Genomic DNA, 25,284 nt, shown 5'->3' on the forward strand with positions numbered 1-25,284 from the left:
TATAACATAATATTACACAATTTTAAAAATATCCCTCAAATAACAAACTTAAATTAAATTAATACAGTGCCTGAAGTTAATGAAGCTCTAAGACGATTTATATCGCTTATAGGAGGCAATCCAAACATACGTGCATATTCTCTGCTAAATTGAGATGGGCTTTCATAACCCACTTGAAACCCAACATTTGCAGCTTCAGATGACTCTGAAAATAGCAACCTCCTTGCCTCTTGTAATCTAATCATCTTTTGATATTGCAAAGGACTCATTGCTGTTACTTTTTTAAACTGATTATGCAATGACGATGTACTCATGTTAACTCTCCTTGCTAATTCCTCAATTCTCAAGGGTTTTGAAAAATTATTATTTATAATCTGAATAACTTTCGCAATACAATGTGCATGACTCCCAATCATTGCAAATTGCTTAATGAGCTCTCCTTGCTTATCTTGCAGAATTCTATAAAGAATTTCACGGATTATCAAAGGTGAAAGGATTGGAATATCCTTAGGTGTATATAAAAGACGAACAAGTCTTAATACAGCATCAAGTAAATCAGAATTAATTCTATTAACTACTATTCCACGGCCTGAATCCATCTTACCGCTCCAGGCTTCGTTTGATTCCTTAATAATATCAAGTATTTGCTCCATGTTAAAGTTTATTTGCACACATAAATATGGTTCTTCAGGCGTAGCTTGAATGATTTGACCTGTAATAGGAAGGTGAACAGATGTAACCAAATATGATGTTGGATCATATTGATAACTTTCATCAGCCAAGGTTACAATTTTTGACCCCTGTACAATTATCAATAATGCTGGTTCATAAATAGTATGTAAAGGCTCAGAAACATTTGATGCTCGGAATAACTGCAAAGAAGGTATAGCTGTATTATGTATTCCATCCATATCTACAAGTCCATTAATCATTGAAACTAATTCTTTTTTGTAAATTGCAATCTTGTCATTCACTAATTCCTTATCCATTTCTAACTCCTTTCTACTTTTAATTGATATACAAATTATATTATTCTGTGTAGGATTAGGCAATAATCTTATTAAAATAGGCTACCTACCTAACGCACCATGTTTATATAATTAACTTAGATACAAGATATTTAAATGAAAGTTTAAAGGAGGATTTTATTATGAATATAACTAAAAAGGATAGAGTTGCAATTGTTACAGGGGGCTCTCGTGGAATTGGTCGCGCAATTTCAGAACGTCTAGCTTCTGATGGTCAAACAGTAGTTATAGCATATGCAAATAATTCTGTTGAAGCTGATAAAACTGTGCAATCCATAGTAGAAAAAGGAGGAAAGGCAATTGCTATTAAAGCTGATATTAGTGATGAAGTTGCAGTTAGCAACCTTTTTGATATGACAGTGAAAAATTTTGGTGGAGTAGATGTTGTAGTTAACTCAGCTGGAATTATGGGACTTAATACAATTGCTAATTTCGATCTTAATAAGCTTGATCAAATAATTCGTACAAATATCCGTGGTACCTTCGTTGTCGATCAACAAGCTGCCCGTCGTGTAAGATCTGGAGGCGCTATTATAAATCTTTCAACTTCAGTAAAGAAGCTTGCATTACCTACTTATGCAGCCTATTCTGCTAGCAAGGGAGCTGTTGATGCAATCAATCTTGTACTAGCAAAAGAACTCCGCGGAAGAGATATTACTGTAAATGCAGTAGCTCCTGGACCAACAGCAACAGAACTATTTTTTGAAGGCAAGGATGAGGAGACAATTGATCGCATGGCTAAAATGAACCCTATTGAACGTTTAGGAAAACCTGAAGACATTGCAGAAGTAATTTCCTTCTTAGCAGGTCCAGCTAGATGGATTAATGGTCAAACCATTTATGTTAATGGGGGTATGGTTTAGAAATTAAGCAGTTTAATCCTTGCAATGTTTGATTAATAATTTAGAAACCCCTCTTTAGCAGAGATGAATATATCATATCTACTAAAGAGGGGTTTCATTATATATGTTTTAATTAAATCTTTATATTTTCCTTATTTACTTATGGGAAAAGTGCTAAGCTTAAGGTAATAAACTAAAGCTATCTTTTCTCTATCGATGCTATAAATCCCACATACCTTGAATGATCAAGAAAGATTCCGGGTATTATAGGAATGATATATCTTCGTAAAATTAGTCTTCATTCTTACAGTTACTCCCACATGATAAGAATAAACTTCATCTTAACCAAAAAATATGCTTCTCGAACATACAAATTCATTAGGAAACTATCAACTTTAACTATTAACAAGATAACATTTTGGCACTGCCACTCCACCTACACTTTTATTTTGTAATTAAAAAGAATGTATTTATAATTTTTCTTAAAATACTATCTGAATTACTTATTAAATTACTTTTACACAATCCACTCTACAATATCTATAAATCCATTTTCATAGATTTTCTCAAAACTTTTCCCATTTTCATCAGACAAGAACTGCAAAAATTCTCCCATATCTTTTCTGTATATCTGACCAATTATCTGAAGATCTTTGGCTGCCTCACTCGTCGCTTCATAATCCCCAATCTTACTAATAGTTTTCTTCAGTTTATCATACTTATCTTTCCAGAACCCGATGTATTCAAGTTTTGCCTGTGCTCCATCATATATATCTGTTCCTATCTTTTCCGGAGCATTCTCCCCATAATATCCTCTTTCATTTTCGCTTAATACAACAAACAAAAGCTTGTCCTTATAGTGGTGATCTTTTAAGGTTTCACCAACCTCATACATACATGCCTGTCTTTTCAGATATGTATCACTCACAACTATTAATACGTAATCATGATCCTGCAACTTATCCATAAATGCCTTGAAGCTATCTTTGTACCTCAATCCGGTATAACGTGAAACTTCTATTTTGTCCTTGAGTTTCTCACGAATTCCCTTTTCAATAATATTCACTATTGGTGTATCACACTCAGCATATGAAATAAACAGAGTCGAAGGCTCGTTTGATACCTTTGCACCAATTATCTCTACGCCATTATTCTTATAACAATAATATGTGTCATCCACTAAAATTTTTCTTTCAGATTTTTCAACTTTAATAGTAAAAACATTTTTTCCTGCTACACTAATGTATTCATACATGCTATGGGTTTCGCCAGTCAATTTTTTATATGTTGACTCCATAATACTACTCATATCAAATGCAAGTTGGAATTCTACTGGTCTCAGTATTCCATTATCTTTTTCAACTCCGATAAGAATATAGCCTCCTTCTTTATTGGCTAATCCGCATATGTATTTTGCTAATTCTCCAGGACGTGACTCCAAAGGCTTGCATATTAAATTATCTAACTTGTTTTTATTTATAATGTCTACAATTTCCTTTTCATTTAATTTCATTCAGTCATCATTCCCTTCAATGGTATCCTATTGAGTCTAGTCAACTTAATTATTTTTCCAAATGTAAGTTTCTGTGGTTCACTTTTTCCATCCTCTACCCACAATTCCCAATCCATTGTATAATCAAGAATATCCTTTTCAGCACTATAATGTATGCGCACTTCTCCACCGTCAGATGGTCTTGCCAGCAAATATATCTCTTTTCCCTCTTTCTTTATTACAAATATTGTGCTAATTGAAAATGTAGAGTTGACTAAAGGTTGAATATCAGAAAGATCATACTCCTCTCTCTTCTCCAAATATGAAAGAATTCTTTTTTTTGATCTATCAAGTATAGATTTTACATACTCAAATGACTCGACTTTGTGTTTCGATGGCCTTATAAACTGGCTTGCAAAGTCAGCATTAGTAAAAGCGGTTTCTAATGCCTCTTCTGAGTCGATACCATACTGTAACAGTATGTCTTCTGTAACCTCAATTCTTTCATCAGTATCCTCACTTTTGAGCACTTGACTTTTACGTATGATCTCCTCTAGTTTTTCCGGACTAGAAATGTCAAATTTCTCCATGATGTTATGAAATGTCTCAGCCTGCTTAATATTAATAGCAATTTCATCATCATCATATAAATAATGTTTATTTATATATAAATCCGGAAAAATGTTTTTTGCCTTTTCCTCATGATCACATAACCATAGCAATAACTTCTTAAAATTGTTTCTAACTTCAGTTTCTTTTGAAATTCTATTTTTATTCACATATTGTACAATGGCTTGTGATACATCGCTGTCCTTTTTCCATCTGCTTTTTGGTAAATCCAGGCAGATATCACTTATCAGCAAGACTGCCTTAATATCATATCCTGCGCTGACTGCTAATTCCTTCAATATTTCATCCATCTCCACATCAAGGAAGATGTCATCTTTTATCATGAATTTTCCATTCTGATTTGGAAGAATAGGTTTCGTTGACTTATTAATAAGGTTGTCATATCCCTGTTTTACTGCAAATTCAACAAACTCCTTTAGTAATTCTATAGCATCATCATTAGTTAAATCCATGTATCGTGCAAACTTATCAACATTTCCGAATTCACTAATTTTGTCTGCCACACTAGTTATTGTATATTTTAAAGCATCCTGCAATAATTTTTCCGAAATCACAGGTATCTCTATCATTTGATTATCAGTTTTAAGTATATCATTTGCATATTGACAAATTCTCTTCTGCACAACAAGATGTTCATAATTATTTTTATACATATAAACCACTTGCCGCAAAATAGCTGTTTTTTGCTGTATATCAGCATCTTCTAACTTACTCTCAATAAGTTTTAGAGTCTGCTCATTATCATATTCTTTAAAATAAAACCACTCTCTATTTCTAAAATCCAATGCAAGTAGCCACTCTCTACAATCATCATCAAGAATATTTAGTATATTTTTATACTCTGCCAAAATACCATTGTCAAATTTCAACTCTTCAATACCACAAAATACTCCATTTTGATTTGGTATTACTTTAATCTTATTTGAGTTAATATATGTCAGCAAGGTTTTATTTTCACTTATCAGATCATAATAATCTAATAACCATGTTTTCCATTGGTCTTCTACTATATTATTCTGCAACTGCTCTACATTTCCATAGTCCTGTAGTTGCTTCGTTAAGGTTTTGAAAGTGTATCTGTTACAATCCCCCCATAAAGAATGATACCAATTATGAATATCTTCCCTACACGGAATGCGTTCTGGCATTATTCTATTCAACAAATCCCATACTTTTTCACGTATTTCGTCATCGCGTTCAGAAATGATGAATACTTGCTCTTCATCAAAGTAATCCATCAATTCCATCATAGAATTACTACTCGTTCGGATAATTGGTGTATGAAGAATAGTATTTTTGCAATTATCGATGATTTCCTCCAACCATTCCTGATCGTACCAGTCTTTTTTTAAATATGAATTGATACAAGTTATATTATATATTCCACTCCATTCTTTTCTTGCAACATAACCTAATAATTTCACATACAATTCACACGCTTTTTTAAGGATATTTCGATTTTGCTCTATTTCATTGTCAATCTTCATTTTTGATTTGCACGTAAGAAAAATACCATCTCTTGGTTCTGTCGGATTAAAATCTCTTGAACATACTAATACTGGAAAGGGGAAATCTTCTGTTCCAATCAGTGGGAAATCACAAAACAACTTAGATTGTTCATCTGAAAATGGCATAATGTTCACTTTTTTACCGCAACGTTCCAATGCAATAGATACTGTAGTATCATCCTCCGCTAAATTCAAAACAAAAATGCTCTTTTTCTCCATATCTGATTCATATATAATTTCATGTATAAAGGCATTTTCCAATTCACATGTATATTTTTTTACATATCTATATACTTCGCCTGTAGATTCAAGTGTAATTTCTTCAATATCTCCAAGCATGGACAAAATATATGGGGCTGATACTCTTAAGTTTTCAATTCCCTGCCGTGCTACTTCTATACCATCCTCATCCAATTCATACTCAAATATGGTATTGTACTCATCGATATCCAACTCATCCACTAATATCGCTTGGCATTCCTGAAGTTGTTCAACAGATCTTTCCAATGCTTCGATAATTTCATTTCTTTCATGTCCAGTTCGATCCAAAGTGATACGAAATCTTGAATATTTGCCTGTTTCAGTTTCTAAAATTCCCGACACATTAACAATTTCAGACAGCAAATGCGTTGTAATAAATCCTGTTCCAAACTTTCCACTTTTTCTGTCAGTTTCATCATTTCTGTCCTTGGAAGAAGTTTGATTAATGAGCGACATCACATTCATCATAGAAAAAGCTTTACCATTATGCTTAAAGATAGCACTTCTGTTTTCTCTATTGTAGTCGATGCTGATTTTCACTTTGCCAGTACTATTGCACACATCTTTTGCATTTTGGCATAGTTCCCATATCCATCGCTTGGCACTATTCTCATTATTACTATATCGAAGTTTCTGTAGCAATTGAACAATACGATTTGCCGCACCTACTCTTAATGAAGTATTATCTGCTTCCTCTATACTTCTTTGCAATTGTTCTCTATCCATCTTTTCTCCCACTAAGAAAGTCATATTAAAACAAATCGATATGAGCTTTCAAATTAAAATCTATATTTTCTATCATAATTACGTATTTAATTTTAGTAGTTGTCTTACCAAATAGATCATTTATACAACTTAAAATGTATCTTTAAAACCTCAGGACAAATTCATAATACTGACTCCACATTCAATTTTTCATACTTTTATTTCTTCTTGATGGCAATCGTTTTAATCAAATTTTATTACTTGTGCAAGATACCAATCCCTCTAAAATACTCATTGATTTTATTTTATAGTTCATAAAACTCAGGAACTTTGGTAAGTTTGAGTCTCTTGATATTGATAAAATAGTTTATATCTTAGTCTAATGTCGAATCAGATACTCTCAGATCTCCTAACTTAGTTCCTAATTTGAACTCTTCAGACAGAAATGATATGCCCAACCAACTTTCTCTAATCCTATTTGGACTTCAATAAGCACATAATTAAATATGATACTGAGCACCATTCAGGATTTATTTGCTACTCCATGATCTTCCAAAAAGCTCATTGCCATTTGCAGATAATTCTAATACTTTTGTTTCATTCAATATTTTTTGACTTTTCAAACTATACGCCGCCTTCTTATCAAATGAAATGAAAATCTGTTTACCAACATCTTTATATTTTAAAAGTATTTTTTCTATGGCTTCATCAGATATCTGCTTTAATACAACTGAATCATGAATTAATATAGGTAACGCTGTCATCTCTAACACGCTTAAGTCATATACCACCATGCTTTTATAGGATGTACCCGTACCGGTATCATCCTTAGTTTCAAATGTATATTGATTTCTATCAAAACTGAGAATTGGTGGATTCTTTTTTTCAGAATATATGTAATCATTTATTGTCAACATTTTAGAATTAATAGTATTCTCTAGTTGGCGTAACTGTTCTAGCTTCATACTATCTCTTCTAAGTTTTGCATCATCTCTGGAAGTTGTGAGACTAGTCAATTTTAGGAATGCATGATTTTCAGTCTCTAGAGTTTCCATTCTTTTTTGTAAATTTGAGTATTTTGCTAATATTGCCTTTGACAGATTAGGGATCTGAATAATTTCTTTAATATTCTTTTCAATTTCATCTACTTCTGTTTGAGAAATGGAAATTAAACTACTTAGTTCATCCTTTTTATCCTTTAATTCAGACTTTAAAACAGTTCTAATTTCCTGATGAAACTTTTCTACTTCCGAAATACCTTTTATATTTGCACTTGGGAAAAATCTTAATAAATCATCAAATTGTTCCGACTTCAAATTGGAAGTTTCTTTGATATTATTATCTATAATTGCAAGCTCAGAATAATATCTACTTCTTTGCCTTCTAGCAAGTGATAAGCGTTGCTTAAGTTTCATTACTTCATCAGCTTTAATTGAATCTAAATCCAGTAGGCTGTTATCCAAATCTTGAGAAATTTTTTCTTTTTCTTTACTTATTGCATATATCTCTTTTAAATTCACATTATATTGTCGCTTTCCAATAGATGACACGTACTTATACTTTTGTGCATTTTTAAATGCTCTTAATTCTGATTCTTTTTGCTTTAGTAATAACTCCAAATCAGAAATTACATTGTACATATCAAACAATTTTAATAACGCATTAATTGGTGCCCCTGCCGATTCATTATGAACAATATCTAATGGACGTTTTTCATTAAGATTATCCTTTCCATATATCCTGGAAAACCTACCAACTATATCTCGAAAGCTAATATTAGAAAGTTTTATATTATACTTTTCCTTTAAAAAATTACAGTAATCTGTAAGTGAAATATTAGAGATAATCTTATATTTATCGTCACATTTTCCTACATTCTCCAAATCATCAGTATTTCTTAAGAAGTAATATTTTTCATTGTCAAAAATGAAACAGAATTTAATTATATGTCTCCCTACATTTCTTTGAATATCTGTAGATTTTAGTATATAATCTTTCCCGCCAAATACAAAATCTATAATCATTAAAAGTGTAGACTTTCCTATAGAATTACTTCCAATATCATCACCTAAGACAGTATTTAGATTGTCATGAAATTTGATTTTTTTCTGTTTAAATTGATCACAAATAATTTCAAGTAGCATGGTAAACTCTCCTCAACTCATAACTATATTCTATTTTCCCTAAAGCATATAGACACTCTACTGCTTCTAAAAATTCTGAGATGTTCTCGAATTTGTTAATTACATTTATATATAGTTGATCAATAGTTAAATATTTTTCCTGCTCAAAGGCATTTAATATTATTGGTAATTTACTAACTATGCTTTCTCTATAACTAAATAGTTTATTTGGTAATTTCATGGAACACCTCGCAATTCTGCACAAAATATGAAACTACTGCTTCGCATGCTTCATTTGACGAGCCTACTGATTTTGACTTTAACCACTTTACTAAGGAATCAAATATCTCATTCTTGCTATTCATTTCTTTTTCACATTTTAAAAAGCTTGTCTTTATTTCTGATGAAACTAAATTAAAGTTTAATTGTCCAGCTTGATCTAAATTTTGAAATGTTTCTTTTATAAAATTGAAATAAACACAAACATACGACTCAATCTTGACCTTTAATATAGCATATGTATTTTCAATCTTATTTGAAATCTTTAATGCCTGGTAATCCAGTTTCATTTTTTCCAAAGTATTTATATCAACTTTCGAAAGCGCATTAATAACAATAATTATTTCTTGCTCCAAGTCCTGATTAGAAGTTGCTATTTTAGTTTTAGTCGCACTCAGTAATTCCTTCTTGATTGTGAGTAAATTCAAATACTCATCTTTAGTTTTATGATCATCATAATACCCATGGCAATCCTTGCATAATGCAATTTTATTTTCAAACTCCTCACAGTTATCACCAAGTCTTTCAAGTCCTTTAAGTTCCATCACTTCATTAGGCGTAGGGCTATTGGGATAAATATGTGCAATCTGATACTGTTTATTAATACGCTTTCCCTTTGCAGCCAGCATGTATTTACCACATAGAGGGCATAGACCGCCAACTTCCAATAAATATGCATTATCCATGTTATTTGTAATTGGAATGCGTTCGATTAAATACGTATCTTTTGATTCTACTTTTCCCAATAAAAGCCCTCCTAACTAATATAAAAATATGTGACATCAACTTGTTACTACTAACTGTCTCTTTTGCGTAATTAATAAATTCGTCTAATTAGTATCTTATTTTATATATCTTTCCTGAACAGAAAAAGTCTTTTCTGTAGGGGTTACCTTATCATTTGTAGTATTAAAACAATTAATAAACAAGGTACCAAGCAATAGATGATTACTTCTTGATATTCTATTCCATTAACATTTTATACATCCACGAAAAGATAATAACAATATCAATAACATTACTACCATAATTGTATATCTTTCCCTAATGTTTTTCAACATTCACTTATATTTTTAGACAATACTCTGCAGAATATTTAAGTATCAATCATACACCTGCCAGTTCTAAAATCCTCAGTATGCTGAGGATTTTAGCCTTAACAAATTTCATCTTGGCAAGGATATCTCAGTTGTGACTATTCCTGATTCAAACCAAAACTCTGGCATGTCTACATTTATAGCTGCACACCAAATCATCATCAAATCCGTGCTAAGCATTCATTTCCTCTTAGGCAAAAAATAGAGGATGGTAAGCATCAACTCACCATCCCTTGATAAGATATTTATATTTTCTTTTTAAAATCAAATCTCTAATAAAAAACCTTTACTCCTTTTTATCCTTGCCTATCTCTTCTCTATCAATGCCACACATTCCACATGCGCAGTCTGAGGGAACATATCTACTGGTTGAACCTTCTTAGAATTATACCCCATATCCTCAAGTATTCTTAAATCTCTTGCTAGCGTACTTGGGTCACAAGATACATAAACAATTCTCTTTGGAGATATATTAGCTATAGCTTCAAGAAGAGATTGTTCGCAGCCTTTTCTTGGAGGATCAACAACAACCACATCAGCCTTTACCCCTTTTGATATAAGCTCTGGTATTACTGTTTCAGCTTCTCCTACAAAGAATTCAACATTCTCTACATTATTTTCTTTTGCATTTTTCCATGCATCATCTATTGCTTGAGGAACAATCTCTACCCCATATACCTTCTTAGCCTTTTGAGATAGGAAAAGAGTTATGGTTCCTGTTCCACAGTAAGCATCAAACACTACTTCTTCTCCAGTTAATTCTGCAAATTCTAATGCTTTAGAATATAAGGTTTCTGTTTGCATAGGGTTAACTTGGAAAAATGATAATGGTGATATATTGAATTTAAAATCACCAATATAATCTGTAATGACATCTCTTCCCCATAGTGTATTATTTCTCATGCCAAGTATCACATTTGTCTCTTTATCATTTATATTTTGAACTATAGAAGTTAGGCCTTCTATGTTATTTTTCATTACTTCAATAAATTCCTTCTTATAAGGAAGCTCTAAGCTATTAGTAACTGGAACTATCATAACCTCTCCAGTTTTGAAGCCTTTTCTTATCATTATGTGTCTTAGAACGCCCTTAGGATTATACTTTCCTTCAATAGTAGCTGGCAAAACATTATACTTTTTCATCCATTCTTTTGTTAATGCCACTACCTTATCTGCTACCTCATCTTGAATATAGCAATCCTTAAGATCAATTATATCGTGACTTCTTGGAGCATAAAATCCTATGTGGATTTCTCCATCTATTAGTCCTACAGGTAATTGTACCTTATTTCTATATCTATAGGGATATTCTGCGCCTATAGTATCAAGTACTAAGTCTTCAGATAACTTTCCTATCTTACTTACACATTCCTTAACTCTATCCTTTTTAAAGTCTAATTGACCTCTATATTTCATATGTTGAAGTGTACATCCACCACATCTTTTATAAATAGGACATATTGGTGTTTCTCTATCCTTAGATGGCTCTAATATTTCTAATAACTTACCAAAGGCATAGGTCTTTTTAACCTTTATAACTAGTACTTTTATTTTTTCGCCCTTAAGCGCGCCTTCTACAAAGATAGGGAATCCATCTACCTTTACAATTCCTTCTCCTTCATATCCTTGTGAAACTACTTCTAAAATATATTCTTTATTCTTTTCTACCAAAACTATCACCCTTATATATAATGAATTTTTATATCACTATATAACTACTCTTCCTTCTTATATTTATCATGGAATATATATAGCTTATCAACAAAAAAAATCTCATGCAATAACTTTTCTTAACTTTCTTAGCTTTCTTAATATAAATAAAAAAGGTAAGTGCCTAATTCCCAGTATATAAGCCCTTACCTTCTTCATTATATTTTATTAAGATCCAATCACCAAATACATATTAGGAGGCTACCTTTCACTAATGAAGGTTTCACATTCAGTGTTTTGAACACTGGTGGCTCTTGGACCATAAATAAACAAATTATCTGCGCCGCATATACCTTGTTTATTATATATGCATTTTTTAGCGTTACAATGTACTTCTGGTGTCATTAATATCTCATGAAAATCTGAAAACATCTGCTCAATTTCCCCGACATAATTAGTGTTACCCATGCTTGCTAATGCATTCATAATTCCTTTTTGTTTAAAGGTGTCACATACTGTTTCTGATGAGGACATTGCATCTCTTCCTTTAATTGATATAATATCTGCTGAACAAAGTCCGCCTACGTTATTAACACAATTATCGGCATTACAACTTAACTTCCCCATAAGATAGCATCTCCTTATCTTGTTTATATATAGGTTTTTATAAGCAACTTAATTTGTTCATGAATAAATTAGTTGTTATTTGAACATAAAACCCTATATTATATTTTCAACCAAGATAGAGATTTTTATTCTAAATTTTCAATTACAATTTTTAAATAACTCTCTAAAAGTCTTTTTTCCTGGGAACTTAATTCTTTAGTTGCTCTGATATTAACCTCTCTACTTACTTTTTCAAGCTCATCTATGTGATACCTAACTTTTTGAGTTAATAACAAATAATAACTTCTTTTATCCATTGGATTTTTTATCTTTTCTACCCATTCATTATGAATTAACCTATTTACAACTGAAGACATGGTTGCTTTATCTAATCCTACTCTTTTTCCTATTTCTAAAGGGGTTAATTTTTCTATGTCACCTTCAACTTCCTCAATAGTATAAATATCCTTAATTATACTCCATTGAACGTATGTTAAGCCTATACCTTCAAGCTCATTATTCATTTTGTTTCTTACTAATTTTGATGCCTTATTTATTAACTTATCTATATCCATCTTTTTCTCCATTTAGTTAGTGTACGAACTAATTTAATTATAGAATGTACCGTTTAGTTTTTCAAGTATATAGGGCTTTTATAGTAAACTTATTTTGTGCATTAATAAGTTATTAATTGAACTTAAAACCCTAGAACTAAACGGCACTAAAAAAATTATATATCTAACTTAATCCCCTCATATAGTTTTACTGATGTATCTAAGTCATCACATTCTATTACATAATTATCCTCTTGTGGTAATACACTTTCAAATATAACCACGTTGTCTCCATCTGAGCTATCTCCTGCATATCCCCCATATTCTTTTCCAGTATCCTTATCTATGATCTTAGTAAGAATAGCTAATTTTCCATAATTAAATTTATAATGTACCTTTGTTTTATTATCTACTGTCTCTACTTTATCTATTATTAAATCACCATACTTACCTAAATTTATTTTAGTTTCTCCTTTTAAATTTAAAGGTGATTGAATTCTTTTTACTTTCTTCCTATCCATCTCACTCTTAAATGGAATAATAGTAATTGATTCTGTATCATCATATACTTCCTTAAACTTAAAGGAATAATAATATACTCCATCATGTCCTGAGCCACTTCCTGATTTATTTGTTAATTGTCTACCTTTATTATCCATTAATAAGAATTGAATTCCACTTCCCATTTCCGCAGTATCACCATCGTGAATTATTGGGGTCATAATATCTTCTTTTGATGTTAGTTGTATTTCAGTATTTATTGGAGTTAAGGTTACCCTTGTAAGCTTAGTATCTTTACCTAAATTACTTAAGTCTTTATTTAATGTAATTTCTTTTACTTTACCATTAACTTTTTCATTTGTTACCTGAAAGTTAAAATCCCATTTTCCTTTTATATCTCCAAGTAACTCTTTTATATTCAAAGTAAGTGTAAATTTATCTGGCACCTCTACATATCCACCTAAGAACATCTTGTCCTGCACTTCTTTAGGCACTTCATTTTTTGATACATGTAAAGTCTCAACTCCTACGTAACTCTTTTTATCTTCAGAAAATTGTCCGCCTCCACCTGAGCCAAAGGTAGTTATCTTTCCGTTTATTGCTAGGTCTTTATCTAACAAATGAGGTTCATCTTTCATAGGCTTATTGCTATCAACCTTATATGCAATGTTTAGGTCCAATCCATCATATACAATGCTGGTTATTGTAATACTAACTCCATTATCTGATTTGGTTACATTAATATCTGAAGCATACTTATCATAATTTGTGTATTGTCCCCTATCTAGCAATTTAAAAATTGATCCTATTATAGGAATGTTTTGCGCATAAGTAGGCATTGCAAACCCAAAAGCCGTAAGCACCCCAACGCTTAATATTACACTTGCTGCTACCTTATATATTCTATTAGATTTTCTTTTTTTCTCTGGTAAAGTCTCCAAAGTTAAATCTATTTTATTTTTTATATTATCTGGTGTTTTAATATTAGCTTCATTAATTTTACGCTTGATTATATTATCAATATAATCTTCATTCATCATAATTCCACCTCACCATCTTCCCTCATTATTTCATATAATTCTTTTCTTGCTCTTGTAAGCCTAGACCTTACAGTCCCTTCAGGTATACCAAGTATCTTTGCTATATCTTTTATAGATATGTCTTCATAATAAAATAACAAAGTAACTATTCTTAAATTTTCACTTAATCCTTCTATAGCTCTTGTTATATCAATATTTTCATAAGAATCTATGTGGTATTTCTCAGTTTCTATTTCTTCTATAGACACCAGCTTTTTATTTTTTCTTATTATGAGATTACTTTCATTTATCAAGATTCTTATAAGCCAGGTTTTAAAGTATTCATCATTTTTTAAAGTAGATATCTTTTCATATGCCTTAATAATAGTATTTTGTATTGCATCCTCTGTATCTTCTTCTAACTTTAAAATACCTTTAGCTACCCTATATAGAGTTAATTCGTGCTGTTTTATAACTTTTATAAAAGCTTCTTTATTACCTTTTTTCATCAAATCAATATTTGATTCTTTTTTTGCCTTGTATTTCAAAAAAGGTATTGTCTGCATTACTTTTCCTCCAATCTGTAAAACCTTAGCTAAGTTTACATCTATTAGATGCATGAATTTGATAAAACGCTCCCAAAAATAGAAATTTATTTAACTTAATAAGAAAATATAGTTAGTGCACTAACTACATTTTCTTATTAGTTTACATATATATAAATATCAACACTTAAATTTGGACAAAAAAAGAGCACCTTTCGGTGCAAGTAAGTTGAATCAGTTGCCATATGACTCTTAAATAATCTAAATCGCTATGAGATATTTTAATTTCTAAAATCCCCATAACATTCATATTATAGCCTAAAAATGGCAACTATATTTGTTAACATTCTGTTAATTTTTATAAATGCCTAATTTTTTAAACATAATTTCTTCTTCTATTATGTCTAAAGATACTTCATTTAGTGGATTAAATTCCTTAATTACCTTAAGAAATTTTTGAAGTGAGCAGTTTCCAGCCCTCTCTCCTATTCCATCAACAGTGCAATCTATATACTTCACTCCGTTTTTTGAGGCTTCTATGGAATTAGCTACTGCCATTCCAAAATCATTATGTGCATGCATTTCCAAATCCATTTCTATATTTTTATTAATTTTATTTATGATTAAAGCTGTTTTTGATGGTGTTAATATTCCTACAGTATCAGCAATTCTTACTCTATTAACTTCCATAGATTTTAAAATCTTCATCAGATGACACATAAAAGATATATCTGCTCTTGAAGCATCTTCAAATCCAATGGTTACCTCATATCCTTTTTCTTTAACAAAGGCAACACATTCCTTAACTCTATTTTCTACCCAAATATTATCTTTCTTTAACTTACTTTTTATCTGAATTTCAGAAACTGGAACACTTATATGAATAATATCAGGATTACATTCTACTGAATGAACTAAATCATTTCTATTTAATCTATTCCACACTGATATTTTCGAAAATTTTCTATCTTCTAGTATTTTGCATATAGACTTTTTTTCAATATTCCCCATAGCAGGTATACCAGCCTCTATTTGATAAATTTTATTATTATCCAATATCTTTGCAATATTCACTTTATCTTCAGGAGAAAATGCTATACCTGCCTTTTGCTCTCCATCTCTTAAGGTTGTATCAACAATTAATACCTCATCCATGGTATATACCCTCCTGCTAGTTTACATATATCTAATATTTCATTATCACTTAAAGATCTCTCTTTTGTAGAACTATCCAATCTTATGTTTTCTAATATATTGGGAAGTGTATCTTCATTTAATTCTATTTTTAATTGTCCTAATTTCTTTTTTAATGCTGCTAATCCTGAATGCTTACCTATAATTAAATGTCTTTCGGTTCCTATTCTTTTAGGATTATAAGGTTCATAAGTTTTAGGATTCTTAAATATTCCATCTGCATGTATTCCTGATTCAAAATCAAATATACTGCTCCCAATTATCGGTTTGTTATTCGAAGGTTTCTCCTTTGTTATACTTTCTATTAATTTTGTTGCTTTAGGTAAAAGTGTTAAGTTCCCTTGAAATTTATCATTAAATATAAATCTTCTAGCAGCTAATACTTCTTCAAGAGGACAACCTCCTCCAATTCCTCCATAGATTGTGCTAACACATCTTCCACCATACTCTAGCCACTCTATAGCTATAGCTGATGCACAGCCATAGCTATTACCTGGACATAGATTTAAATCTTCACCAAAGAACTCTATTAATTTTTTATATACTGCTTTATAGTCATATAGCGTAATATTATCTAAGCCTTTCACTGTAAATCCACTTACATTTCCTCTAAGCACCGCTATATCTTTCAAGGAATCAATTTTTCTTGCGTCTGCTATTTCAATCTCTACATGAATCTTTCTCTCTGGTTCTTTACTATTAGAAAACATAATATAATCATGGACTATTAGTTTGAAATCGCTATATTCTTTTATATCTAAGTTATTTTTTATAATTAAATGTTTATTCTTACTTTTTACTGATGGTAATGCAAGATATAATATTTCCTGGCTTACCTCAAGACAATCTGTTCCAATGTTATTTAAAATAGCACTTAATTCAGTAATTTCATTTAATTTATTAGCTATTTTGTCACTATATAACTCCGAAAGGGTCACTAGAGTTTTATCTATAATTTTAATGTTTTTCTTTTTCATGACTATTTCCCCTTTCTATTACTAAATTTTAATTATATTAATAGCCTTTCTACCTTTTGTCCACCTTCAATATGCTCTTCCATAATGTCAAACACATCATCAGGTGTTACTCCACCATACCAAGTTCCTTCTGGATATACTACAACTATAGGGCCTTTATCACATATTGCAAAGCAACCTGTATTTGTTATTATTACTTCTGATGATAAGTCTCTTTCATCTACCTCTTCCATAAATCTTTGTATTACATTCACTGAATCCTTTGAGTGGCAAAAACCTTTTTGTGTTCCATTTATCCTGCAGCTAGCACATACAAATATGTGATATTTAGGGCTTATCATACTATCTCCTCCTTAATATTAGATATCTCTTTTTCTTTACTTTTGATTGAAACTTCTTTTGCTGCATTTTTAACTGCTTTTTCAATTCTTTCATATGTTATAAATACTTCAATTCCTTTGCTTTTTAGTTTATTCAATGGCATATCACCGATTCTAAGAGCTAATACTCCATTACAATCCTCAATAGTTCTCATTATTTTTGTTATTTTATCTTCCTCATCATCACACTCTTCTACTCCATTACAGTATTTATCAACTTTCCTTTTTTCAATAAGTGATACTATTTCATCCTTGTATTCATAAATATAAAACTCGGATACATGTCCGAAATGCTTATCAACTAACATACCGCTTTTGGATGCTACTGCAAATCTTAGTGCAGGTTTTTCAATATTCTCTTCTTCTTTTGATGCAAAATTCCTAAACTTAATAGATTGATCATTTTCTAAGGTACCAATTGCATCTGCTCTACATTGCTTACAATGATACATTTGTTCAATATGCTCACCGCATTTTTTCCTTAAATTCATCAATTCCACATTACTAACTAAAGGCATGTCTTCAAATACACTTCCCTTTACAGGTATAAGCTGCATTATATTAGTAATCGTTGCTCCGCATTCTTTTACCTTCTTAACAACTTCTTCTATATGTTCATTATTAATACCCTTTAACATTACAATGTTAATCTTGCATACAATTCCCTTACTGGTTAAAAACTTAAGTCCTAAAAGCTGATTATTTAGAAGTATTTCTGCCGCTTCTTCTCCTATATATTTTGTCCCTAAGTAATCTACATATTTATAAACCTTTGCTCCTATTTTAGGATCTACTGCATTTATTGTTATAGTCACATGAGTTACTCCCAGCTCTACTAAGTCATTTGCATAAAAAGGCAGCATAAGCCCATTGGTTGACATACAGAAAGTTACATCTTTATCGTAATTCTTAATTAATTGAAGTGTCCTTTTAGTTTGCTCAAAATTAGCTAAAGAATCTCCAGGCCCAGCTATTCCTACTACAGTTAAATTATCCATCTTTGATTTAACATATTTATATTTTTCTAAGGCTTCGATAGGTGATAATATTTCTGTTGTTACGCCCGGTCTACTTTCATTTGGACAATCATATTTTCTCAAACAATAGTTACAGCTAATATTACATTTTGGTGCAATAGGCAAATGTATTCTTGCATATTTATGAGCTGACCCACAACTAAAACATGGATGTGTTTTTGTCTTTTCTTCTATGCTTATTTTTGTTTCCTCCTGAACAGCTTCAAATTCAAATTCTATATTTGATTTTTTCTCCATAACCTTCCCCTCCTCTTTGTAGAACTTTTTATAAATGCTTTTTCTATACCTTTTTTCTTTTGCCTCTAGAATAGAATTGGTTATACTATCCATCAACTTTATTGACCCTTCATATCCTAAAGTCATAAGTCTCTGTCCCCCAATCCTATCATGTATAGGGAAGGACATTCTCACTAATGGTATTCCATGCTTTTCTTCAATTCTTCTACCATCTGAACTTCCTATCATTAAGTTTGCATTTAGTTCCAGTGCATACTTTTCTATATTTTTGAAATCCGTATTATCTAGTATCTTATATTCTCCAGCAAATATTTTTTCAGATAGCTCCTTTAATTCTTCATTTAATAATTCCTTAAGTTCTTGACACTTACTTCCTGTTGCTAGTAATACCGGCATTGACCCAATCTCTAAACATAACCTTGCTGTTGAATATACAAAGTCTGGTTCTCCATATATAACTACCCTAGCCTCAGCATTATATTTATGAGAATCTATCATAGCATCAATATATCTTCCCCTTTGTTCCTTATATTTCTTTGGTATATCTTTCTCAGTTATCCTTTTAAGTAAATTAATAAGCTCATCTGTATCCCTTAGCCCTCTAGGAATATTTAGTCTATAATTTTTTACTCCAAAAGTATCTTCTAAGTATTTTCCTGCTGAGTACTTTTCCTTTATTAAGGTAGATAACTCAATAGTAGCCTTAGCCCCTGCCATAAGTGCTATATCATTTATAGAAGTTCCTCCAGAGGGCAATCTACTATACTTTTCTTGTCGTGGAGCATCTAGATTATCTGCTATATCAGGTAAAAGTATATAATCTATTTCAAAGGCTTCTAATATTTCTTTAAGTTCTCTTGTATCAGCTGGACTAATGGGACTAGTTATTATATTAATCTTGTTATTTTTCTCTTCATTCATCTCAGTATTTTCTACAATTGCTCTTAACGCTCTAAAATATCCTTCATACTGACTTCCTCCATATCCTGGTGAAGGTACTGGTATTAACTTAACCTTTGAACTATCATGAGTTTCATAAAATGTCTTTGATATTCTAGCTACGTCTTCTCCTATAGTTTCTGCTAAACAAGTAGTCGCTATTGCTATAACTTCAGGATTATATAGCTTAATTAAGTTTTCTAGGCCTTTAATAAGATTCTTTTCTCCACCATAAACTGTACCCTGTTCTGTAAGCGAAGATGAAGCAATATCTATGGGCTCATTATAATGAGTTGCCATGTGCCTTCTAATATATGTGCTACACCCTTGAGAGCCATGAAGTATTGTCATTGCTCCTTTTATACCATAAAATGCATTAACCACACCCATAGGCATGCACATATTACAAGGATTAACTGTTAAATTTACATAATCTTCTGCCATACATATCACCTCTCTATTTTGTATACTTCCATACAGGACTATTGATAGTAAGATTTATCTCCTTAGCAAAATTAATAGCTCCTATAAAACCAGCTAAAGGATGTTTTCTTTCATGATTGTGATCACAAAAAGCAACTCCAAGCTTATAAGCTAGTGGTCTCTCTTTTACTCCACCAACCAGTACATCTGCGCCCTTTTCATTCATAAATTGTTCTAATTCATAAGGATTAGCATCATCCAATATAACTGTCCCTGGCTTAACTAAACTGCTTATAACTTCATAATCCTCTTTTTTACCTGTCTGAGTTCCAACTATAACTGTTTCCATTTCTAGTTCTTCAAATTGTTTTATTAACGATATTGCTTTAAAGCCTCCACCTACATATATAGCTGCCTTTTTTCCTGCTAGGTTTTTCTTATACTTATCAAAAACCTTATCCATTTTCCTAACTTCTTCTTTTATGAATTCCTTTGTTCTTTTTATAATTTCATCATCTTTTAAAGCATTCGCAATATTCATTAACGAGCTTACAGTATCCTCAATTCCAAAAAAACTTACTTTTATATAAGGAACTCCCATTTCGTTTTCCATTCTCTTAGCTAAATAGGTCATAGAGCCTGCGCATTGTACTATATTAAGCTCAGCTCCATCAGCCTTTTTAAGTTCTTCACACTTTGCATCTCCAGTTATCTGAGAAACTACATTTACTCCAATACTTTTTAGATAGTCTTTTATTATCCACATTTCGCCGGATAAATTAAAATCACCTAGAATATTTATTCCTTTTACTTTTGGTGACTTTTCTCTCCCAATAAGATCCATAAGTGCATTGCAAGCTGCCTTATATCCCATAGATTTATGTCCAGCAAAGCCTGGAGATTTTACTGGAATTACAGGTATTCCATATTTTCTTTCAGCCCCTTTGCATACAGCCTCTACATCGTCACCAATAACCCCTACAATACAGGTTGCATATACAAATATAACCTTAGGATTATGTTTTTCCATTATCCCTTCTATAGCTGAAGTAAGTCGCCTCTCACCGCCAAAAATTATATCTTTTTCTCTTAAATCTGTAGAAAAGCTATTACGATATAACTCATCTCCACTAGAAAGACTGCCTCTTATATCCCAAGTGTAACTAGCACAGCCTATTGGACCATGAACTATATGGAATGCATCCGTTATTGGATTAAGTACAACCCTGGCTCCACAATATACACAAGCTCTTTGACTTACTGCTCCAGACACACTCTCACTATCGCATTTCATTGAGTTTCCATGATTCTTATCTTTACAGAAAATAAAGTCTTTTCTTTCTTCCAATACTTCGGGTAATGATTTTAGCTCCATATAATTCCCCCCTTAACTAAAATAAAAAGAAGGATCTCCAAGGTTGACTTTCTCCCTTGAAAATCCTTCAAAACTTAATTACATAACCATTTCCATATCTTCATCTGAACAATCTCTATCTTGTCTATCCATTAATGCGTTAAGCATTAATTCAAGTAGTCTCATAGCACCCTTATAACCTACCATTGGCATATATGAGTGTACATATCTATCTATAATTGGGAAACCAACTCTTACAAATGGAATATCCTCAGCTCTCGCTACGTATTTTCCATGGGTTCCCCCTAATAGTAAGTCTACTTTATCATTCTTTAACCATTGATGTAATTCAAAAAGGTCTGCAGCTGCTTTTACTGTACATCCTTCTATCTTGAATTTATCAAATAGCTCTTTAGCTGAAGTCTCAAATGCAGTTCCTGGAGTTCCTGTAATAACATATTTAGGAATCATTCCTAGTTCTAATGCGAATCTAGTTAATCCTAGAACAGTATCTGGATCTCCGTATATAGCAACCTTCTTTCCATGTAAATATGGATGTGAATCTACTATAATATCAACTAATTGGCCTCTTTCTTCTTCTAACTCATATGGCACTTCATTTTTAGAGAATTTTGATAACTCCATAACAAAATCATCTGTCCCTTGTATTCCAATAGGTAACATGTAAGTTTTATATGGAACACCGCATTTCTTTTCTAGTTGACTTGCTCCTTGCTCTGAAGCAAAATCTCCTAGAGCTAAAGTTAAGTCACTGTCCCCTAGCTTGATTATATCTTCTATCTTAGTTCCACCCTTTGGATACATATCATATGTCCCTGTCATTGGAGCATCTAATACCCCACTTGTATCTGGAAGCATAGTAAATTCTGTTTTTAACAGTTTTAATATTCTCTTCATTTCTCTCATGTCACCAGGATTTGTAAATCCAGGAATGATGTTTATCTTTCCATTTGATACTCCTGTTGATACTGAAAGATATTTTATAAATCCAGTAACCATATTTGAAAACCCTGTCACATGTGAACCTACATAACTTGGAGTATTTGTATGAACCATGTATTTGCCTTCTGGAATTGTTATTGATTGAAGAATTGATCCTAAATCATCTCCAATAGTTTCTGATAAACAGGTTGTATGAACTGCTATTATATCAGGATCATAAATATCAAAAATATTTTTTGCAGCAGTTCTTAAATTACTTCCTCCTCCAAAAACTGAAGCCCCTTCTGTAAATGATGAGCTTGAGGCTATTGCTGGTTCCTTAAAATGTCTTGTTAAGTACATTCTATGAAAAGAACAGCAGCCTTGTGAACCATGGCTATGTGGCATACACTTATGAACCCCTAAAGCAGCGTACATAGCTCCAACTGGCTGACATGTTTTAGATGGATTAATTCTTAATGCTTTTCTTTCAGATACTTCTTTTGGTGTTAAATCTAACATTACGCCTCACCTCCTACAGTTCCCTCTAAGGTTGGTTCAGTTTTCCATGGAGCTATTGTATAATTCCATGCTGGAGTATATATTCCCATTGCTATATCCTTTGCAAAATTCACCGCACCCTTGAACCCAGCATATGGCCCACTATAATCATAGGAATGTAGCTGTCTTGATAATATACCACCTTTTTGTGCTACGAATTTATCTTTGATTCCTGAGAAGAATATATCTGGCTTAAGAAGTTTTAAGAATTCTTCTGTTTCATAATGATTTAAATCATCTACTACAACTGAACCCTTATCCATCTCTTTCATCATACCTTCATAGTAGTCTAGCGGAATTTCTTTCTTTAATTCTTCATATTGTTCTTCTGAAAGATATACCTTAAATTTCTTCTCATCTTTTTCAACCTTCAATTCTTCAATGTTTTTAGAGTCCGCATCAATTTTTATTGATGGAAGTACTTCACGCCCCTCATAATCATCTCTATGAGCAAACTCATAACCAGCAAGTACAACACTCATTCCCAAATCCTTTAATAATTTTTGATAATGGTGAGATCTTGAACCTCCTACAAATAGTGCTGCAGTTCTTCCCATTAATTTTTCTTTATAATAATCCATGTCATCTTTAATATCTTCAATTTCTTCAGCTATAACTTCCTCAGTTCTTTGTATAAGCTCTGGATCTCCAAAGAATTTAGCCATATCTCTTAAGGATTTTATTGTGGATTTTACTCCTATGAAATTCACCTTTATCCAGCTAGTTCCATACTTTGTCTTAAGCATTTCACCAATATAGTTTATGGATCTATGGCATTGAACCACATTTAAATCAGCCACATGCGCATTTCTTAGTTCTTCAAAGCTTCCATCTCCAGTCATAACTGATACTATATCATAACCTATTTTCTTAAGAACTCTGCTTATTTCCCAACCATCTCCGCCTATATTGTATTCACCTAAAATATTAATTGCATATTTTTTAGGTACATAGTTACCTGTTCCTATAACATTCTTTATAAGCCCGTTATTTGCAATGTGGTGACCAGCAGATTGTGATACTCCTTTATATCCTTCACAGGAGAATGCTAATACTTTTATTCCGTACAATTTCTCTGATTCAGCTGCTACTGCGTGGATATCATCTCCTATCAGACCAACAGGACAAGTTGAACATATCATAACTGATTTAGGATTGAATATTTCTACAACTTCCTTAATTGCTTGTCTAAGCTTTTTTTCTCCACCAAATACTATATCACTTTCCTGCATATCAGTTGAGAAGCAATATTCTAAGAAGTTTTGAGTATTTTCATCACCCTTACCTTTGTGTCTTCTTGTTCCCCAAGAATAAAACCCACATCCAATAGGTCCATGAGTTATTATCGCTACATCCTTAAGTGGACCTAGGACAACCCCTTTACAACCTGCATAACAACACCCTCTATTGGTCATTATTCCTGGAATAGTTCTGGCATTGGCAGTTATTTCTTGTGTGTCATCTTTTATTTCTATCAAATGTGCTTTTCTATTTTTAAAGACCTTAGCACTATAATCATCCAAAACCTTATCTAACGTACTCATGAAATCACCTCCAAATATTTTATTTATATAGCTTCATCTCCAGCCTCTTCATTTCTTATTCTATATGCCTCATTAATTGGTATGATAAATATCTTTCCATCTCCAGGATTACCTTGAGAATTTACGTTTATAATTGTATCTACTACTTTTTTTACATCTTCATCCTTAACTATCAGCGTAAATAATCTTTTAGGTATCAACCTTCCAACTTCAGATATATTTTCAGCCATTGGAGAAACTGGAATTTCTACTTGCATTAGTAAACTTTCAATTAATGTTATATCAATTGATTTTTTCCCTCTTCCAAGTACCTTTCTGCAAGTAAAGGAAGGAAATCCAGCTTCTGCAAGAGATTCTTTAGTTTTGTTCACTTTGTTTGATCGAATAATTGCCATTACTTCTTTCATTTAACATCTCTCCTTTTTATAAGCCTTCTTTTCCACTGCTAATTGTAAAAGCAGTCTCTACAGGAGATACAAATATTTTTCCATCTCCAAACGCTCCCTTTTCTCCAGTTCTAGCATTTTTCATAATTATTTTTATTACATCATCTTTATCTTCATCTTTTACTACAAGTAAAATCATTTCTTTTGGAAGCTCATCATAATAAATATCTCCAACTTTTATCCCCTTTTGTTTACCTCTTCCGAACACATCCATCTTAGTAACTTCAGGAAATCCAGCTGATAGAAGTTCTGAAAGGACAATTCCTACCCTCTCTGGTCTTAAAATAGCACGAACCATTAACATATTAAGTACTCCCCCTTATATTTATACTTTGTAAATATTGAATTTTCACCTAAACTCATGGTATACTTTTATTGCAAATTTTATTTTGTAGGTATGCTTTAAAGTT

The 25,284-nt window shown here is 31.7% G+C and carries 21 protein-coding genes; 1 reads left to right on the forward strand and 20 read right to left on the reverse strand.

What is annotated here, in order from left to right; all coding sequences use genetic code 11:
• Nucleotides 1-53: 53 nt before the first annotated feature.
• Complete coding sequence (locus tag L1S47_RS07535; RefSeq protein ID WP_238882947.1) at nucleotides 54-989, reverse strand: AraC family transcriptional regulator; 936 nt, start codon at nucleotides 987-989, stop codon at nucleotides 54-56.
• A gap of 161 nt (nucleotides 990-1,150) precedes the next feature.
• Here L1S47_RS07535 and L1S47_RS07540 point away from each other — a divergent pair, with 161 nt between their 5' ends.
• Nucleotides 1,151-1,891 carry an SDR family oxidoreductase gene (locus tag L1S47_RS07540; RefSeq protein ID WP_238882949.1) on the forward strand — a complete coding sequence of 247 codons (741 nt, stop codon included), beginning with the start codon at nucleotides 1,151-1,153 and terminating at the stop codon, nucleotides 1,889-1,891.
• Between the two features lie 496 nt (nucleotides 1,892-2,387).
• Here L1S47_RS07540 and L1S47_RS07545 read toward each other — a convergent pair whose 3' ends face one another.
• The 19 genes from L1S47_RS07545 to L1S47_RS07635 form a co-directional block, all read right to left on the reverse strand.
• Entirely contained in the window at nucleotides 2,388-3,383 is a 996-nt protein-coding gene (locus L1S47_RS07545) for an RNA-binding domain-containing protein (protein WP_238882951.1), read from the reverse strand.
• A complete protein-coding gene (locus L1S47_RS07550; protein WP_238882953.1) occupies nucleotides 3,380-6,487 on the reverse strand; it encodes an ATP-binding protein in 3,108 nt (1,035 codons plus the stop codon). Before L1S47_RS07550 ends, L1S47_RS07545 begins: the two co-directional genes overlap by 4 nt.
• Nucleotides 6,488-6,996: 509 nt before the next feature.
• Entirely contained in the window at nucleotides 6,997-8,610 is a 1,614-nt protein-coding gene (locus L1S47_RS07555) for a DUF2326 domain-containing protein (RefSeq protein WP_238882955.1), read from the reverse strand.
• Nucleotides 8,600-8,830 carry an ABC-three component system middle component 7 gene (locus L1S47_RS07560; protein ID WP_238882957.1) on the reverse strand — a complete coding sequence of 77 codons (231 nt, stop codon included), beginning with the start codon at nucleotides 8,828-8,830 and terminating at the stop codon, nucleotides 8,600-8,602. The genes L1S47_RS07555 and L1S47_RS07560 overlap by 11 nt, the downstream gene beginning before the upstream one ends.
• Nucleotides 8,814-9,614: an ABC-three component system protein gene (locus tag L1S47_RS07565; protein ID WP_238882959.1), complete on the reverse strand. Its 801-nt coding sequence runs from the start codon at nucleotides 9,612-9,614 to the stop codon at nucleotides 8,814-8,816. The genes L1S47_RS07560 and L1S47_RS07565 overlap by 17 nt, the downstream gene beginning before the upstream one ends.
• A 657-nt stretch (nucleotides 9,615-10,271) precedes the next feature.
• The gene (gene rlmD / locus L1S47_RS07570; protein ID WP_238882961.1) at nucleotides 10,272-11,636 is read right to left on the reverse strand and encodes a 23S rRNA (uracil(1939)-C(5))-methyltransferase RlmD; all 1,365 of its coding nucleotides are present in this window, start codon (nucleotides 11,634-11,636) and stop codon (nucleotides 10,272-10,274) included.
• 240 nt (nucleotides 11,637-11,876) lie between these two features.
• Nucleotides 11,877-12,242 (reverse strand): DUF1540 domain-containing protein, encoded by a 366-nt coding sequence (locus L1S47_RS07575; protein WP_238882962.1) that lies wholly within the window; start codon nucleotides 12,240-12,242, stop codon nucleotides 11,877-11,879.
• 125 nt (nucleotides 12,243-12,367) lie between these two features.
• Nucleotides 12,368-12,808: a MarR family transcriptional regulator gene (locus tag L1S47_RS07580; protein WP_238882964.1), complete on the reverse strand. Its 441-nt coding sequence runs from the start codon at nucleotides 12,806-12,808 to the stop codon at nucleotides 12,368-12,370.
• A gap of 143 nt (nucleotides 12,809-12,951) precedes the next feature.
• A complete protein-coding gene (locus tag L1S47_RS07585) occupies nucleotides 12,952-14,313 on the reverse strand; it encodes a DUF4179 domain-containing protein (protein ID WP_238882965.1) in 1,362 nt (453 codons plus the stop codon).
• Complete coding sequence (locus L1S47_RS07590) at nucleotides 14,313-14,861, reverse strand: RNA polymerase sigma factor (RefSeq protein WP_238882967.1); 549 nt, start codon at nucleotides 14,859-14,861, stop codon at nucleotides 14,313-14,315. Before L1S47_RS07590 ends, L1S47_RS07585 begins: the two co-directional genes overlap by 1 nt.
• A 330-nt stretch (nucleotides 14,862-15,191) precedes the next feature.
• Entirely contained in the window at nucleotides 15,192-15,995 is an 804-nt protein-coding gene (locus L1S47_RS07595; protein ID WP_238882969.1) for a homocitrate synthase, read from the reverse strand.
• A complete protein-coding gene (locus L1S47_RS07600; protein ID WP_238882971.1) occupies nucleotides 15,980-17,011 on the reverse strand; it encodes a hypothetical protein in 1,032 nt (343 codons plus the stop codon). The genes L1S47_RS07595 and L1S47_RS07600 overlap by 16 nt, the downstream gene beginning before the upstream one ends.
• 32 nt (nucleotides 17,012-17,043) lie before the next feature.
• Nucleotides 17,044-17,352: a 2Fe-2S ferredoxin gene (locus L1S47_RS07605; RefSeq protein WP_202766952.1), complete on the reverse strand. Its 309-nt coding sequence runs from the start codon at nucleotides 17,350-17,352 to the stop codon at nucleotides 17,044-17,046.
• Entirely contained in the window at nucleotides 17,349-20,048 is a 2,700-nt protein-coding gene (gene nifB / locus L1S47_RS07610) for a nitrogenase cofactor biosynthesis protein NifB (RefSeq protein WP_238882973.1), read from the reverse strand. The genes L1S47_RS07605 and nifB overlap by 4 nt, the downstream gene beginning before the upstream one ends.
• A 13-nt stretch (nucleotides 20,049-20,061) precedes the next feature.
• Nucleotides 20,062-21,402, reverse strand: coding sequence for a nitrogenase iron-molybdenum cofactor biosynthesis protein NifE (nifE, locus tag L1S47_RS07615; RefSeq protein ID WP_238882975.1), 1,341 nt, complete (start codon nucleotides 21,400-21,402; stop codon nucleotides 20,062-20,064).
• Nucleotides 21,403-21,480: 78 nt separating this feature from the next.
• Nucleotides 21,481-22,845 carry a nitrogenase molybdenum-iron protein subunit beta gene (gene nifK, locus L1S47_RS07620; protein WP_238882977.1) on the reverse strand — a complete coding sequence of 455 codons (1,365 nt, stop codon included), beginning with the start codon at nucleotides 22,843-22,845 and terminating at the stop codon, nucleotides 21,481-21,483.
• Nucleotides 22,845-24,428, reverse strand: coding sequence for a nitrogenase molybdenum-iron protein alpha chain (gene nifD, locus L1S47_RS07625; protein WP_238882979.1), 1,584 nt, complete (start codon nucleotides 24,426-24,428; stop codon nucleotides 22,845-22,847). The genes nifK and nifD overlap by 1 nt, the downstream gene beginning before the upstream one ends.
• A gap of 23 nt (nucleotides 24,429-24,451) precedes the next feature.
• The gene (locus L1S47_RS07630) at nucleotides 24,452-24,835 is read right to left on the reverse strand and encodes a P-II family nitrogen regulator (protein ID WP_238882981.1); all 384 of its coding nucleotides are present in this window, start codon (nucleotides 24,833-24,835) and stop codon (nucleotides 24,452-24,454) included.
• Between the two features lie 16 nt (nucleotides 24,836-24,851).
• The gene (locus L1S47_RS07635) at nucleotides 24,852-25,178 is read right to left on the reverse strand and encodes a P-II family nitrogen regulator (RefSeq protein ID WP_238882983.1); all 327 of its coding nucleotides are present in this window, start codon (nucleotides 25,176-25,178) and stop codon (nucleotides 24,852-24,854) included.
• Nucleotides 25,179-25,284: the final 106 nt, after the last annotated feature.

The sequence above is a fragment of the Clostridium sp. YIM B02551 genome (genome assembly GCF_022324735.1).
Taxonomy (GTDB): domain Bacteria; phylum Bacillota; class Clostridia; order Clostridiales; family Clostridiaceae; genus Clostridium_T; species Clostridium_T paridis.

Coding starts and splice junctions, on each gene's coding strand:
- L1S47_RS07535 (WP_238882947.1), bottom strand. CDS start 989: ATGGATAAGGAATTAGTGAATGACAAGATTGCAATTTACAAAAAAGAA.
- L1S47_RS07540 (WP_238882949.1), top strand. CDS start 1,151: ATGAATATAACTAAAAAGGATAGAGTTGCAATTGTTACAGGGGGCTCT.
- L1S47_RS07545 (WP_238882951.1), bottom strand. CDS start 3,383: ATGAAATTAAATGAAAAGGAAATTGTAGACATTATAAATAAAAACAAG.
- L1S47_RS07550 (WP_238882953.1), bottom strand. CDS start 6,487: ATGGATAGAGAACAATTGCAAAGAAGTATAGAGGAAGCAGATAATACT.
- L1S47_RS07555 (WP_238882955.1), bottom strand. CDS start 8,610: ATGCTACTTGAAATTATTTGTGATCAATTTAAACAGAAAAAAATCAAA.
- L1S47_RS07560 (WP_238882957.1), bottom strand. CDS start 8,830: ATGAAATTACCAAATAAACTATTTAGTTATAGAGAAAGCATAGTTAGT.
- L1S47_RS07575 (WP_238882962.1), bottom strand. CDS start 12,242: ATGGGGAAGTTAAGTTGTAATGCCGATAATTGTGTTAATAACGTAGGC.
- L1S47_RS07580 (WP_238882964.1), bottom strand. CDS start 12,808: ATGGAGAAAAAGATGGATATAGATAAGTTAATAAATAAGGCATCAAAA.
- L1S47_RS07585 (WP_238882965.1), bottom strand. CDS start 14,313: ATGAATGAAGATTATATTGATAATATAATCAAGCGTAAAATTAATGAA.
- L1S47_RS07590 (WP_238882967.1), bottom strand. CDS start 14,861: ATGCAGACAATACCTTTTTTGAAATACAAGGCAAAAAAAGAATCAAAT.
- L1S47_RS07595 (WP_238882969.1), bottom strand. CDS start 15,995: ATGGATGAGGTATTAATTGTTGATACAACCTTAAGAGATGGAGAGCAA.
- L1S47_RS07600 (WP_238882971.1), bottom strand. CDS start 17,011: ATGAAAAAGAAAAACATTAAAATTATAGATAAAACTCTAGTGACCCTT.
- L1S47_RS07605 (WP_202766952.1), bottom strand. CDS start 17,352: ATGATAAGCCCTAAATATCACATATTTGTATGTGCTAGCTGCAGGATA.
- nifB (WP_238882973.1), bottom strand. CDS start 20,048: ATGGCAGAAGATTATGTAAATTTAACAGTTAATCCTTGTAATATGTGC.
- nifE (WP_238882975.1), bottom strand. CDS start 21,402: ATGGAGCTAAAATCATTACCCGAAGTATTGGAAGAAAGAAAAGACTTT.
- nifK (WP_238882977.1), bottom strand. CDS start 22,845: ATGTTAGATTTAACACCAAAAGAAGTATCTGAAAGAAAAGCATTAAGA.
- nifD (WP_238882979.1), bottom strand. CDS start 24,428: ATGAGTACGTTAGATAAGGTTTTGGATGATTATAGTGCTAAGGTCTTT.
- L1S47_RS07630 (WP_238882981.1), bottom strand. CDS start 24,835: ATGAAAGAAGTAATGGCAATTATTCGATCAAACAAAGTGAACAAAACT.
- L1S47_RS07635 (WP_238882983.1), bottom strand. CDS start 25,178: ATGTTAATGGTTCGTGCTATTTTAAGACCAGAGAGGGTAGGAATTGTC.